Raw genomic sequence first — 13,924 nt, 5'->3', positions numbered from 1 at the left:
CTGGAACTCCGACAGCCACGAAACATCCTGACCCGCCGAGGCAAGCATGACCCAAGGCGGAAGGAGCTTCAAGATCCACGGTCGGTCGGGCGGCGCGGGACCGGGCCTGAGGCTTCGGCAGGTCGTGAAGCTCGGCGACCAACGGAGCGAACTTCGCCGGCCTGGAGCCCCCGGTGTCTCGGCGGCTTGACGCGGCGAATTTCGAGGTCGGGTCAACAGGTGTGTAAACGTCGTCAGGCGGCGATCCTCTCCTGACCCTCGGGGACGGGCTTTCCGTCCTCGAACCTTCTTCCCTCGCACACGTCCCGCAGCAGCTCCGGGGCATTGAGCTTCCCGAACCGCTTCTCGGCCACGATCAGCAGCCGCCAGATCAGCGCGGCGGCGTTGTCTACCCGCTTGAAGCGCTTCGCGGCCGTCGTGCGCAGCCGGACCGAGGCGAACGGGCTCTCCACGACGTTGGTCGTCCTCAGGCGCCGCCAGTGCTTCTCCGGGAAGTCGTAAAACGCCGTCATGCGGTCCCAGTCGTCCTCGAGCACCTCCACCGCCTTCGCCCGGGCGTCCCCGTAGCGGCCGGCGAACGCCTTGCGCACCTCCTTCGCCGCCGCACGCGAGGGCGCGTACGCCGCCGCCCGCAGCATCTCCCGCGCCACGGCCCGCTCACGCTTCGGCAGCCGGTCCAGCACGTTGGCCGTCTTGTGGTTCCGGCACCGCTGCTCGGCGGCCTCCGGCCACACCTCCCGCGCCGCGCCCCGGATCCCAGGTTCCCGTCGGCGACCAGAAGCTTCGGCGTCCCCAGGCCCCGGGCCTTCAGGTCCCTCAAGATCGCCGACCACGACTCGACCGACTCCCGGTAGCCCGGCGCGACCGCCAGCACCTCCCTCGTCCCGTCTCATGGCCCCGATGACGACCAGCAGGGCCGCCTTGTCCTTCTCGAGGCCCGCCTTCACGTAGATCCCGTCGGCCCACGCGTACACCAGTTCGCGGTCGTCCAGCGGCCGGCGGCTCCACGCCTCGTGCTCCGCCGTCCACTTCGCCCCGAGCCGCCCCACCGAAGACTTCGACAACGGCGCCCCGTCGCCAAGAAGGCCCCGCAAGGCCAGCTCGAAGTCGCCCTCGGCCAGCCCGTGCGGGTACAGCTCCGGGATCAGCTCCCCCACCTCCCGCGTCCGGCGCTGGAACAAGGGAAGCACCCGGCTCTCGAACCGCTCCTCGAGACCCCGCACCCGGGGCCGCCTCACCTCGATCGTCCCCGAACTCATCGCCAGCCGGCGCGGCTTGCCGTACCCGTTCCGGTAGCCCGGAGGCGCGTCCACCGCCACCCGCCGCTCCGACTTCATCCGGCCCAGGAGTTCCGTGACCTCCTCCTCCAGCGCCTGTTGGATCATGTCCCGCGCCTGCTCGCGCACCCACGCCTCCGGCGTATCCCACGCTGGCCCGGCGAACCTCTCCCGCGTATCGTTGCCCATGAGGCGACGTCCTTTCTCCGGGCCTCACCCCGGATCCGCTGTTACTGGTCCGCTGAAAGGTACGTCGCCTCGCTTCTTACACACCTTTTGGTCCTACCTCTTGGAGAGCTGCGATGACTGACAACCCTTTCAGTATACCGGAGTGGCACTCGATTGGTCGAGAGACAAAGCTTGTGCGTCATTTGCTCGGCGTCGGTGCGACCAGCCTCGGACGGGCTGGCTACGGAGATAATATGGGTGAATACTATATTGCGTTTTTCGGTTTATCCGTTGGACTAGAGCGGCTAGCGAAGCTAGTCCTCGTCGTGGACCACGCGATCTCCAACGACGGCACAATGCCAAGTGATAACATGGTCAAGGAGTACGGACATAAGCTAGTGCGGCTTTTCGACGCTGCCGCGGAAATCGAAACGAGACATGACGTGAGGCTGAAGTACGACCGTCCAACCGATCCAATCAGCGTCAAGATCATTGATAGCCTTGATGCGTTCGCGGATGCCCGCCGTGGTCGCTATGCCAATTTTGCGGCACTCGGCAATCCGAGTCTCTCCAAAGAAGAGCCGATCGCGCGCTGGTGGGCGGAGGTCGCAACATTGATCCTCGAACCTCACTACAAGGGACAACCCATTCAGACCCGTGCTGAAGCGAACGCGGCGGCGGTACAGGAAGTCACATCTCCGTTTGCCATGGTCCTTCAGACCACCGAGTCGGGCGATATTATGCAGGATGCGAGCACGGCGTCGCTTCTCACGGCTCAAGCGAGGGTGGTTCAGAAATTTGGCCGATTTCATGCTCTAACCGTCGTCCGTTGGCTGTCCGACCTCTTGTCGAAACTGGCGCAGCAGGCATGCTACACGCACCGGATCCATGCTTTTTTCGGGCTATGGGAACATCTCGAGACCTATACGGTCGCGGATGACGTCTTGAAGGGTCGTAAGGTTTGGCCGTTGAAGTAGGAGGAGGAGGCGCCTTGTCGGGACATGCCGAACGTGATTCCGAGACGGCGATTGAAGCCGGCCTCGCGAATTCTGGCGGGTACGAGATGCGACCCCAAACACCTTTGACGAAGCGCTCGTCCCTCTTCCCCAGCGTTGTCACGAGTTTCCTGAAAGGCAGCCGACCGGCAAGGTGGGGAATCGCTAGAGCCCAGGTCTTGAACGTCGCAGACCGAGAAGCCCCCCTAGCTGGCCGAGGGGTTGGCCCGTGAGGTGTAACCGCCGCGGTATCCCGCCGCGCGGATCTCCGCCAGCAGCCGCACCGCCGTGAGTGTCGGCGGGCGTTGAAAACTGCACACATCCGGGCATCGAAAATGGCACGGTCCGGGTGGGTGCCGGGGAGTTTCTGGAGTAGCGGATCGTGCCGCGTCACGATGGCGTCTTCACTCGCAAGAGGAGAAGACGCGATGATCGGGAGAGAGACGCGGGTGCTTCCGCGGCACTACCTGGAGGAGGGCGCGAGCAAGTCGGAGGTGGCGCGGCGGCTGGGGGTCAGCCGCCGTACGGTGGACCGCTGGATCGCCTCGGGACAGCTGGACCGGGAACTGGACGATGAGGCGGTCAGGTGCGGACCGCAGCGGCCCGTCGCCGTCGAAGCTGGATCCGTACAAGGGGATCATCGGGGCCCGTCTGGTCGCGTACCCGAAGCTGAGCGCGGTATGGCTGTTCCGGGAGGTGCGGCCGCGGGAGCCCGAGGAGCCGGTCAGGCGCTTCGAGACGCCTCCGGGCCACCAGGGGCAGGTGGACTTCGCCGACTTCCGGCTTCCGTGGGGCAGGCGGCACGCGCTGGTGGTGGTGCTGGGCTACTCGCGTCTCATGTGGCTCGGCTACTACGAGCGGCAGACGATGCGGGTCGTGATGCGGGGTCTGGAGTCCTCCTTCGTCTACTTCGGCGGGGTGCCGTCGGAGCTTCTGTTCGACCGGATGAAGGCGGTGGTCACCGCCGACCGACGCGCGGAGGGCGGTCGGCTGCTGGAGAACGGGGAGTTCCTGCGCTTCAGCCATCACTGGGGCTTCCAGATCCGGGCCTGCCGTCCGTACCGGGCGCAGACGGAGTTCGTCTCCGACGCCGACCTCAACGCCCGGGCCCGGCGCTGGGTCGAGGACGAGGCGAACGTGCGGATCCACGGCACGCTGAAGGAGCGGCCCGCCGACCGCTTCGAGCGGGAGCGGCCCTACCTCACGCCTCTGGCCGCGCAGCCCTACCGGTCGCTGGCCGCGCCGCCGCAGCCGGAGGACTCCACGACCCGTGAAGCGACACCGCCGAAGATCGTCGAGGTCGAGCGCCGTCCGCTGGCCGAGTACGCGAAGATCGCAGGCGGGGTGTCGTGAAGCGGCCCTCCCGCAGGGAGCGCATCGCGGCCCAGCTCGCCGATCTCAAGCTGCCCGGCGCCCTGGAGGCGCTCGACGACGTCCTGGCGGGCGTGGATGGGGGCGGAACCACCGCCGCCGAGGCCATGGAGAAGCTCCTCGCCGCCCAGATCTCGCTGCGCACCAGCCGACTCCCCGCGCTCAAGACCCTGGGCGACACCCTGGCCGAACTCATCGACTCCCTCGAGGAGGCCCGGGCCGCCGGCAACCTCAACTGGTGCCTCAAGACCCTCTCCCACCCGGCGCTGCTGATCGTCAGCGAGATCGGCTATCTCCCGGTGACCCAAAGCGGCCCCCCCCTCTTCTTCCAGCTCGTTAACCGGCGTTACGAGCACGCCTCGACCCTGCTCACCTCCAGCAAGGGCTTCGAGGAGTGGGACCGGGTCCGCGGCAACAGCTACCGCATGCGACGCCGCGCCGATCTCTCCAAGGCCATCCACCCCGGCGGCGCCCCCGATGTCTCCCCGCCAGGAGCGTCAACCTCGTGACCGCCGTAGGACCCCGCCCACCTTCGCTCGATGTGAGACACTTTCGATACCCATTGACAACTTGGCGTGTGGGGGTGCCTCTAGGTACGTTGGAAGGTGATGACCAGCCGGACTCCTGGCTGCGGGAGGAACAGCGAAGGGCACACCGCAAGTTGAAGAGTTTTGTCGAATACGTCGCTTCGATCCGCGAGTTGGTTCAGCCTCGCCGGTCAATCTCCTCGCCCACATGGCGCGAGAAGCTCTGCGTCCATCTAGACGGTGAGCCCCACCGAGTGCCTTGCAAGCGGGACTTCTCGCCTCGACGAAGAAGTCGGAACCTCGTCCGCCTCCTTAATGATGGGACCCAGAGGGCTTAGCCCATGGATGCCCTCATCCGAAAGCTCACGAACCTCGGATACGAGTTTTTCGGCATCCTCCTGCCTGGCACCCTCGCCGTACTCATGTGGTCTCTGCTCTGGGTTGCTGCAGCCGACGTGGTTCCGTGGGTGACCTGCCGTGCGGTCCCTACGTTAACCTTGTCCGACGCACGCGACTCAATAAAGCAGGCGATCGAGTGGTCCGCGTTCATGAGCGTTCTGCTGATGATTGCCCTCGCGTATTTAGTTGGCCACTTCCTTACCTGGATGGCCCGCCGGGGAAAGCGTCATGAGCGGGTGGGCTTTTGGGACCATCTCCTGGAGACGCTTTGTTTTCGGCCTCCAAAGCAAGAGCCTTCTTATGACTTGAGGCTCAAACCAGCGTGGAAGTGGGCTGGAGAGCAACTCCTCGGCAAAAAGCTTGACCTGTCGTGGTCCCTCTTCTACCCGGCCGCAAAGACGTACTTGTTGCAGCAGCGGATTCCATCTTTAGTGACTACATATCAAAACAAGTACACGCTGCATCGTTCCCTGGCGGTTTCTGCCGCTTTGACGTTTTGGGCGACCGTCGTTGTCGCAGTCTCGGGCGCTATCTCGGGATGGGTCAACGGCCCACAGGCCCCCGAACCTCATTGGCTCGCAACAATTGCACTTGTGGCAGGGTCACTTTCGGCAGTTTGGGGGTTCTCGTCGAGCTACCTGTACAACTGGACGCTGTGGGGGAATTACCTCATCACGGAGACTTACGTTGCGTTGCGCACGCAAGAACACGCAGAATAAGCACATGACGAGAACTGACTCCCTCCAGAAACTGGTGGCAATTGATGTCGAAACCAGCGGCATCAACCCCTTTCGACACCAGATCTTGTCACTCGCCTTTGTACCAGTGGACCCTTCGAAATCTTCTCTAGAACTCTACGTTAACGAAGGCGAGCCCGAATGGCAGAGGACTGCCGCCGGGTACTTTGAAGAGTCGCGACCCGCCTGGGAAGCATGTGGTCTGTCCGCCAACGACGCATGCGCGGCGCTCTCCTCCTACATCGAAACTGCTTTTGGAGACCAAATAACCGTGGTGGGCCATAACGTTGGCTTCGATGTTGCTTTCCTCCGGCAACTGGCCTTCCGGGCCGGCCTAGATCAACTGCCATTGATATCGCACCGAGTAATTGACACTCACACGATCCTATATCTGCTGCATTTGTCTGGCGTGATCCCCAAAAATGCCCTGTCATCGGAGGGTGCGTTTCGGTACTTCGACATCAGACCCCCAGCTTCTGCGCGTCATACAGCTCTCGGAGATGCTATGGCGACGCGGAAGCTATTCATCCGCGTATTAGAACTATGGGACCGGGCGTCCGTGAATCAGGCCCTCCGTTAGGTTGCTGTGCCCCAAGCTCCTTTGAGCGTCCCTGGGAGCAATGGGCGAGAGGCGCAACGAACTCGCCGCGTGTTTGCCCTTATGTTCAACCACAGGACGTGACCGGTGACTCGCTCAGGAGTGAATGACGGCGGTAGCGGCAGGCCCCGGCCAGGGAGCTCTTCGAAGGTCGCAGGTCCTTGCTTCGCCCGACTCATACAGCGTCACGGTCCCAGCGGAGGTACAGGTCTGCTCAGCAAACCGCTTTATCAATAACGACTCCTCGAGCACGTCCTGATCGTTCGACAGATGCTCAATAAGAGACTCGGTCAAGAAGACGATCAGCTTGGCTCGGGCTCGGGAGGCCATGACGTTGAAACGTCTCAGGTTGTAGAGGAACTCCTCTTCGGACGCGATCACGTCGGGATCCCCGATGCCGAACGACGCGAGAATGATGTCGCGCTGTTGACCCTGAAACCGCTCGACGGTGTCCACAGCGCCGCGTATGAGATCTGGCGACTCGTCCGGGAACATCGATTGAAGCTGCGCAACGATTAGCCCCATTTGTGCCCGGTGCGGGACGACGACTCCCAGTGATTGCCGCCAGAATTGGGCAGGCTGCGGCGTCGTTGGATCACTGTATCGTCCGTCTTGGATCTTGATCCCGAGCGGATCGAGTTCGCCGTCCAGCCCGTAGAGTAGGTCCTGTCGGAACAACCACACCAACGAGACGATACTCTCCGCCTCAAATCGGTTGGCCTGACCGCTACGGCGATCCTCGTACACGATGGAAGTGATCGGGTAGGCCGGATCCATGATCTTCGCATAGTCCGGAGTCCAGGTTAGATCAGAAGGCCATTCTGCTGGAGCCTTCGAATCGGATTTGCCTAGACGGACTCGCAGATCAGGAGAGTGGGCTCTCAGCTTAGGCTGGTAGCCGGCTTCGCGAGTGAAGGCGATGAGCGTGGAGTTAGACCTGAAGCTGACGTTCAGTGGGACCGGCTGTACGCGGAGGTGATGCCGACAGTAGTTGTAGATGGAGCCGACGACGTTGTCCAGATCGAGGGGTGGGGTGGCGGGATGTATGGGCGGTAGCTGAAGGTCGTCCCCCGCCAACACGCATGTGCCCCCCTCGGCCCGCTTCGAGAACACAAGTGTGCTGTTCGCTACGTCTACCTGTGAGGCTTCATCCAGAACGATAAGATCGAACCACTCTCGCTGAGTTGCACTCGCCGGGGGACTTGTCAGCCCGGCGATCGCGAGATTGTGAAGTTGCTGCGTAGGACTGCCTACGATCGTGATGCCGTCCGGCTCGTCAAGCGATCGTAGTAGGGCTCGCACGTCCGCGGACGGTTTGACTCGATTCAGTAGCACATTCTCGACCATGCGATACCGGCCATCGAAATCGTGCTCGACCGGCCTTCTATCGCTCTGAATCCGATGCAGCGTACACGGCCAACTTCCAACCGAACGGAGTTCGCGGAGATCGTCGTGAAGCCGAAGGAGAATGTTGTCGACCGCCGGGTATGTGTTGGCGGATACCAGGATCCGTAGTGGCTGGCGGCGGCTCGCTGCGTCCAGCACCGCGCCGAGGATGATGGCCCGAAGTGTGTAGCTTTTCCCCGTCCCGGGTGGACCCCAGACGAGAGTAAGTTGGCGATCCAGAGCGGTCGCCAAGGCGCTCCACTGGTCATCCATGAGGACCTTGCCAACGTCGCGAAGGGCCGGCTCGAAACTCTTCCGAAGTGGTGCGACGGCCCTGCCGCTTCGTGCCTTCTGCAAGCGCGACCCATCCCAAAGAACCTCTGCCGCCGGAGTGAGTGGGCTCGTGCCCGCCGTCGTCCCGGACGGAAGCCCCAAGGCCTCCAGCATGCGCCGGTCAGGCTGAGCAATCGATGGGTTTGCTATTCCGCGCAGAGTGAGCCTGACTTTCTTCGTAAGGTAGTCCCTCTCTACGCGATCAAGGGTACATGAACCGGCGAATGAAAGCCCGGCCTCACTTGTCAGTTCGGCGAACCGGCTTCGTGAGTCCGGGCGGAGTGCAATAAGCCCCCGCTGACGCTCGATGCTTTCAATCGTCACAGCCGTCAGGTTGGCGTCTGCGACGGTATTACCCCATGCTTGGATGCTGGTGTCCTTTGTTAGAGGGTAAGGATGCTGGTCCAGCAAATTGGAATGGGCGTCGGGAACAATCGCGTATCCGAAGTCTCCTGGTCTTGCGTTGAACTCGTGCGAGTCGGGGCTCAGCTGGTAAACAAGCAGCTCATCGGACCGGGCTAGGAGCTTGCGCCGTAGAAGCCGATGGTGCGGCGCGGTTCGGCTGGCTATGGTGATGCCGTGCTGTGACGGGTTCACGTTCGGCGCGGGGAGTTGGCGATGAGTGCGAGGTCTCTACCGTACGATCCGGAGAGGATGAGGACGAGGTTCCGTCCGTACGATCCGGACCAGCAGTTGCTGCTGCCTCAGGATCTTCGTGAGTGGGTGCCGGCGGGGCACTTGGCGCATCATGTGAGCGATCTGGTGGACGCGGCGGACCTGTCGGCTTTCTACGCGCGTTACGAGGGGGACGGGCGGCGGCGGAGTCCGTACGATCCGCGGATGATGGTGAAGGTGCTGGTGTACGGGTACGCGACGGGGGTGTTTTCGTCTCGGAAGCTGGCGCGGAAGCTGGAGGAGGACGTGCCGCTCAGGATGCTGGCGGCGGGGAACTTTCCGGCGCACCGGACGCTGTGCGAGTTCCGGAAGAGGAACCTGAAGGCGTTCGGTGCGTTGTTCGCGGAGGTGGTGCTTCTGGCGCGGGAACTGGGTCTGGCGGGGTTGGGCCGGGTGGCGGTGGACGGGACGAAGGTTCGGGCGAACGCGAGCAAGCGGAAGGCGATGAGCTACGGGCGGATGGGTCCGGAGGAGGCGCGCCTGGAGGCGGAGATCGCGGAGTTGCTGGCGCGTGCGGAGGCGGCCGACGCGGAGGAGGACGAGCGGCACGGGGAGGACGTTCGGGGCGACGAGCTGCCGAAGGAGTTGAAGCGGCGGGAGGACCGGCTGGCGGCGATCCGGGCGGCGCAGGCTCGTCTGGAGGCGGAGGCCCGCGAGCGCGACGACGCGCGGGGCCGGGAGCCGGAGTGGGATCGCAACCCGAAGGGGGGGAGTCCGTACAAGCTGGACTACGGGGAGCCGGAGGCGGACTCGCAGACGAACTTCACGGATCCGGAGAGCCGGATCATGCGGACGAGCACGGAGGGCTACCAGCAGTGCTACAACGCGCAGGCGGTGGTCGACGGCGAGAGCCAGCTGGTGTTGGGGGCGGAGGTGACCGACAACGCGAGCGACCAGGGGCAGTTGGTGGAACGGGTTGACGAGGTGTCCGGGCGGTTGGGGGAGACGCCGGGCGAGGTGCTGGCCGACGCGGGCTACTCGAACGAGGAGGACCTGGCGGCTCTGGATGCGCGGGGGATCGACGGCTACGTGGCGCTGGGCCGGGAGGGCGGGGCGGCCGCGGAGCCCGACCCGGAGACGTGCCCGGCGAGGGCGCGCATGGCGAAGAGGCTGAAGACTCCGGAGGGCCGGGCGGTGTACGCGAAGCGCAAGTGGATCGCGGAGGCTCCCATCGGGTGGATCAAGGAGGCGATGGGGTTCCGGCGGTTCAGCATGAGGGGCCTGGAGAACGTGCGCGGCGAGTGGGATCTCGTGTGTCTGGCGCTCAACGTGCGGCGCCTCCACATCCTTCGGGCCGCGTGAGGGGCCGGAAACCCGTGTCGGGCGTTCCCCGGGGCACAAGAAGGGGTCCGCGACCCCGCCCGAACGCCGCCCGCCGGGCCGTCTCCCCGCCAACAACGCGTTCCCGCCCGGAAAACGACCGATACTTCGGCTCGCGGGACCCCGCGGGCGGCATCCGATCGCTTCCGCCGCGCTCCTGCGGCGCAGGCTCCTAGCGGAGTGGGGGCCACGCGCTGAAGGTGAGGAAGGGCATCCCGGCGCTCCGTTCCCTCGAGGCACCTCAATAGCCGTGCTGACCTGAATCGGGCTTCTCGCTCGTGTGGAGGCATCGCGCGTATACGATCTGCCTCTAGCGACGCGAGAGCACCGTTTAAGTGAGTGAATTCGAGCCAGAGGTGGCTCACCGGTGCTAGTCCGGCCGTCCTGTTTGGTGGCGTTGGTATCAGAGGAGCGCTGAGCCGGCTGAGTTCATCCTTCAGCCGTCGCTCTAGGGTGGTGACGACGAGCCCGAGAGCCCGGAGCTTCTTCTCGGCCGTCTCCACGATGAGGGCTTGAGTTTCCTGCCAGCTGCCGCGCTTTAGCCAGAATTCGTGGATCCGCTCAGGTGGCAGCAGGTTGCTCAGCGTATCGCTGTAGAGGGGGTGCACGCTCGGTGAAGTCACAGGCGTGTCATTGAGCGTGCTCGCCACGTCCATAAGTGTGTAGTGGTGAGGGTTCGGCAGTGCGACAGTGTTTCGTACGACATCGTACACGAGGGTGAACGGGCTGCGCCTCGTTGCGTCCTCTGCGTTGGTGAGGAGTTCGGGAGGAGGGAACAACCACGCGAGCACCCGGAGTTCCTTGTCCGCCAGAATCTTCGGAAGGTAGCGCGAAACCAGTCGGACCAAGTGCCGTCGTTGGGCATCGTCCCACAGGTAGATCTGATAGCTGCTGCGGCGTGTCTTGCGATTCCGTCGTTCCGCAGCTTCATCGGCCTGATCCTGGCGCTGTACCTCGCGGAAGATACGCTTGATCTGGCGAAGGAAGTTTCGGAACTCGCGCCATTCATTGGCTACGCCGCGGCGGTCTACCAAGAACACTTCCGTATCGCCGCTCGGTCGACCCCAGCGTCGAGTCTGGCGCTCAAGTTCCGACCCGTAAGGACGGGGTTCTAGCCAGAACGCCCTAAGCCCGAACGAGATCGTCATGGCGGTGGCAGGATCGTAGTCGACGAATACATAGACATGGAGGTCAGGCCATCTGGGCATGAGGGCATCCCCCCCGCTGTCCGGGATGATGGTGGAGGTGACCTGCTCCAACGCATCGGCTCGCGACGGGTATACCGTGCGTTTCGCTCGGAGGCCCTGATGGTCCGACAAAGCCGCGTGGTTCTCATCGATTCCGGCCAGCGCCGCCACGTCGGCGACCTGATGGTCCTCAAGGACTGACACGCTACCCCTGGAAAGGCCAAACACACGAGAGAGGTGGTTGATCTGTGCGGCATTCGGCCAGCAGTGAAGCGGATCCTGGGTAGGGTGACGGTTCTTGTCTAGAATGTAAGGGTCGCCCAGGAACTCGCATCCGGCGCACCGATAATCAACATGGTATGCGGTATCTGTCCACGGCGTCTTGAGGAGCCTCGGAAGAGTACTGGAAATAAGATGTCGGAGGCGGGGAGCAAATGCTTCTACCGGCGCGATCTCTAAGTCACCCTCGAAGACTTGGCTCAGCTCGGCAGCGGTCGGGACGTATCCCGTTCCGTGCCACCGTAGTGCTTGGGTGATGAGATCGGAATCCTCCAGCGACCCGGGGACGACGGCAGGAGCCGCCACGACTAGGTAGTCGTTCGACAGGCCTTGATCCTCCAACCATCCGGCCAACGCCATCGAATAGAGGACGACCTCAGCGAAGTAGTGAGCACCCGGCTCGCTCGTCATCTTGATGTCCGCAACACGTAGACGGACACGGGAGTCGTGGGCAGGGTCAATCTGACGAGTGCGCCCACTCGGGAGAATCTCCTCGCAGTAGGCGGTTGGCAGGTCTGTCCAGTCGACCTGGTGTTCGCTAAGGCGTGGCAGTACTTGGATCAGGTCCGGTCGCATCTCCCCAAGATCGAGCGTCAGGCCGTTGAGATCCTGCAGGGCCAACATTCCAACGGCGTCTCGAAAGGCGCGGGTGTTAGCGGAAAAGCTTCCTTCAACCAGGAACTGGTAGTCGGTTAGGGAGGCCAAGACGGAGTCCAGCGGTGTTTCCGGGATCCCTCCAGCCTTGTCCCTACCGGGGCGTCGGATCACGTTTGGAGCACCAAAGGCGCCCTCAAGCTCCCGGACTTTGTCTGCTTGCCACTGGAGCCCGTGCCGACCAACCAAGCCGAGCCCAGCCCGTCCACTCTGGCGAGGAGGCATTTGTAGGGCGGACCTTGCGTCGTCACTGTAGAGGTAGAGCAAGAGTTGCCTCTCGCATCCTACTCGGAAGAACAGCGAGATGGCGCGCTTGGTGAGTCGAGGAGGTTTGAGTTCCATTGATGACGAGGTGGTTAGAGAGGCCATTCGGAGCGTCGGGCCATGGGTGGAGCTGCCTTACAGCAATTCAAGGAATGCCGATCGAGTGCATGCTCCATCTGGGGGCAGACCTGGACGCATCGACCGTCAACACCTCGCGCCGTTTCCCCCCCGGATCGGGCCACAGCTAGCATCGCCGGACCATGGCGGCTCAACTCCGTTCTTCGTTAAGGTCGAAACCGGCACGGCGGCAATGTCACCGCCGACCGCCCGACGACCGAGCGTGATCGCAACTTCGAGTGTAGTACCTGAACCGGCAAACGGGTCGAGCACAAGTCCGGGTACAAATCCCGCCATGCAGGAGCATGAAGTGTACCCGGCAGATTCCCATCGCGGAAAAGTGAATTCGCGAAAATAACCTCCTAGGAGTTGCTTCGCTTCGGATGCGAGACGCTGTACGGACGCTGAGTTTTTTTGTCCTTGGATCTGGCGCCCCTTGCCGGTGTCTGATATGCCGGTTGCCTGGATGGCTGCGATGTGGTCGGTGGTCAGACCTACCGCCTCGGCCAGCGCCTGAGCTCGCCGTGCCTGGGGTCGGTTAAGATTGAGAGACGTTGTCTTCTTCATTTGTCGCTCTCGAGGACACCCGCATGACGGGCAGACCGCGCGTGGACAGGCCAGAATGATGGCACGCTCTGCAAGCTCGCTGGGGAACGGGGCTAAGTGATCTTTTTTGTGACCGGAAGGTGGAAACTCCCAAACGTCACTTGGTGCGGCGCCTTCGCCTAGGTACTCCGAGTAGCCATGAAGGTCGTAAAAGTACTTCGTTGATTTGGTCAAATGAAGTATGTACTCATGTCGCGTCGGAAGGCGGTTTCGAATCGGCGTCGGCATCCCTCTGATCTTGGACCATACAATGCGGTTCCGGACCTTCCATCTCTGGCCGCGTGCTACCTCCTCGATGGCACCCGGAATCCCTGCTAGGCTGCGGTGGCCGTTGTAGGTGTCACCGATATTCATGAACACTGAGCCGGACGGTTTCAGAACGCGTTTCATTTCGCTCAGTACCCTTGCCATCTCCTGCGCATACTCTTCCGGGCTGCTCTCTTGTCCGATCTGAAGATCGAGACCGTAATCGCGTGTCTTGTAGTAGGGAGGCGACGTGACCACAAGGTCTATCGATTCCGACGCCAACGGGAGAGATCGAGCGTCACTTCGGTAGATCACGGCCGGTGCGATCATTTGCTTCGCTGATTGGTTCTGACTCATGGTCGCAGCCGCCTCTAGAGTTGCTCGTCGATGGATCCCGCGAGGGCATTCTACTTGTTGGGTGCTCCGTCGTCGACCCTTCTCGTGTTTGGGTGGTCCCAAACTTCTCCTGTCGTCGCCTGTTCCCATCCTTGTGGATCCGTTCCAGGAGCGGTCAGTAACGGGACATGTGCGCCTTGGCTGGCACCGACTCCACGCCGGCCCATGCCCGCCGCCACGGCGCCCAATAGGCTTCTCCTCGAGACGACACTTGCTCATCGCCACCTGAGCCCGACGTGGGCGAAGCCATGACCTCCCGCTCGTCTGCCGCCGCCCTCCTCCTGTGCAGCTTATCGCCGACAGCCTGCGAGGACCTTCAGAACAGCCGGAGCAACGCCTCGAGCCTTAGGGCATTGACCTGACGGCTTTCGATCCCATCGGGGCAATGA

9 protein-coding genes and 2 pseudogenes are annotated in these 13,924 nt (G+C 63.0%); 8 read left to right on the top strand and 3 right to left on the bottom strand.

Annotation, left to right across the window (positions count from 1 at the left end):
* Positions 1-233: 233 nt before the first annotated feature.
* Positions 234-1,466, bottom strand: a pseudogene (locus tag ACOGXI_RS13255) (IS256 family transposase).
* Between the two features lie 113 nt (positions 1,467-1,579).
* Between ACOGXI_RS13255 and ACOGXI_RS13250 the strand changes: the two are divergent.
* The 6 genes and pseudogenes from ACOGXI_RS13250 (at position 1,580) to ACOGXI_RS13225 (ending at position 6,054) form a co-directional block, all read left to right on the top strand.
* Positions 1,580-2,422 (top strand): hypothetical protein, encoded by an 843-nt coding sequence (locus ACOGXI_RS13250; protein WP_419939306.1) that lies wholly within the window; start codon positions 1,580-1,582, stop codon positions 2,420-2,422.
* 353 nt (positions 2,423-2,775) lie between these two features.
* A pseudogene (locus ACOGXI_RS13245) lies at positions 2,776-2,973 on the top strand (hypothetical protein); the annotation flags it as partial.
* A 40-nt stretch (positions 2,974-3,013) separates the two neighbouring features.
* Positions 3,014-3,793, top strand: coding sequence for a DDE-type integrase/transposase/recombinase (locus ACOGXI_RS13240; protein ID WP_419939305.1), 780 nt, complete (start codon positions 3,014-3,016; stop codon positions 3,791-3,793).
* Positions 3,790-4,320: an ATP-binding protein gene (locus tag ACOGXI_RS13235; protein ID WP_419939304.1), complete on the top strand. Its 531-nt coding sequence runs from the start codon at positions 3,790-3,792 to the stop codon at positions 4,318-4,320. The genes ACOGXI_RS13240 and ACOGXI_RS13235 overlap by 4 nt, the downstream gene beginning before the upstream one ends.
* A 359-nt stretch (positions 4,321-4,679) precedes the next feature.
* The gene (locus ACOGXI_RS13230; protein ID WP_419939303.1) at positions 4,680-5,456 is read left to right on the top strand and encodes a hypothetical protein; all 777 of its coding nucleotides are present in this window, start codon (positions 4,680-4,682) and stop codon (positions 5,454-5,456) included.
* A 4-nt stretch (positions 5,457-5,460) separates the two neighbouring features.
* The gene (locus ACOGXI_RS13225; RefSeq protein ID WP_419939302.1) at positions 5,461-6,054 is read left to right on the top strand and encodes an exonuclease domain-containing protein; all 594 of its coding nucleotides are present in this window, start codon (positions 5,461-5,463) and stop codon (positions 6,052-6,054) included.
* Between the two features lie 114 nt (positions 6,055-6,168).
* On the opposite strand, the gene ACOGXI_RS13220 is transcribed toward ACOGXI_RS13225, so the two are convergent.
* The gene (locus ACOGXI_RS13220) at positions 6,169-8,388 is read right to left on the bottom strand and encodes a DEAD/DEAH box helicase (RefSeq protein ID WP_419939301.1); all 2,220 of its coding nucleotides are present in this window, start codon (positions 8,386-8,388) and stop codon (positions 6,169-6,171) included.
* Positions 8,389-8,445: 57 nt separating this feature from the next.
* On the opposite strand from ACOGXI_RS13220, the gene ACOGXI_RS13215 reads away from it, so the two are divergent.
* Complete coding sequence (locus ACOGXI_RS13215) at positions 8,446-9,768, top strand: IS1182 family transposase (RefSeq protein ID WP_419937292.1); 1,323 nt, start codon at positions 8,446-8,448, stop codon at positions 9,766-9,768.
* Between the two features lie 686 nt (positions 9,769-10,454).
* Positions 10,455-10,901, top strand: a complete 447-nt coding sequence (locus ACOGXI_RS13210; RefSeq protein WP_419939300.1) for a hypothetical protein — start codon at positions 10,455-10,457, stop codon at positions 10,899-10,901.
* Between the two features lie 1,473 nt (positions 10,902-12,374).
* On the opposite strand, the gene ACOGXI_RS13205 is transcribed toward ACOGXI_RS13210, so the two are convergent.
* Complete coding sequence (locus ACOGXI_RS13205) at positions 12,375-13,496, bottom strand: DNA-methyltransferase (RefSeq protein WP_419939299.1); 1,122 nt, start codon at positions 13,494-13,496, stop codon at positions 12,375-12,377.
* Positions 13,497-13,924: the final 428 nt, after the last annotated feature.

The organism is Candidatus Palauibacter sp., from assembly GCF_965208055.1.
GTDB lineage: Bacteria > Gemmatimonadota > Gemmatimonadetes > Palauibacterales > Palauibacteraceae > Palauibacter.
Note: the sequence above shows the minus strand (reverse complement) of the source record. Positions and strands in the feature narration are given on the sequence as shown.